The sequence below is a fragment of the Bacteroides sp. AF25-5LB genome (assembly GCF_003602965.1).
GTDB lineage: Bacteria > Bacteroidota > Bacteroidia > Bacteroidales > Bacteroidaceae > Bacteroides > Bacteroides uniformis.
Window position 1 is genome coordinate 307 of sequence record NZ_QTMC01000051.1, and the last position, 306, is coordinate 612.

Below are 306 nucleotides of genomic sequence, written 5' to 3' on the forward strand. Positions count from 1 at the left end.
AATCATCTCCACGACCTCCATCCTCCCGCCGCTTACCTCGAAGCTGACAACCTCCTCCGTACCTATCTTGCGGAGCTGTATCAGACCGTGGCCGCTCACCACCACAAACTTCTCGTTCTTGGTATGGTGCCAGTGCTGGCCTTTCGTAACGCCCGGCTTGGAGATGTTCACCGAGAACTGCCCGCGGTCGGAAGTACGGATAATCTCTGTAAAACTGCCGCGGTCGTCCACATTCGTCTTCAGGGGATAGCTGAACCGTTCTTCAGGCAGGTATGAGAGGTATGTGGAATAGAGTTTCTTTGTAAA

At 53.6% G+C, this 306-nt stretch carries 1 pseudogene; it reads right to left on the reverse strand.

The features are described from left to right. Positions 1-306: pseudogene (locus DWY57_RS20675) on the reverse strand (capsular polysaccharide biosynthesis protein CapF); the annotation flags it as partial.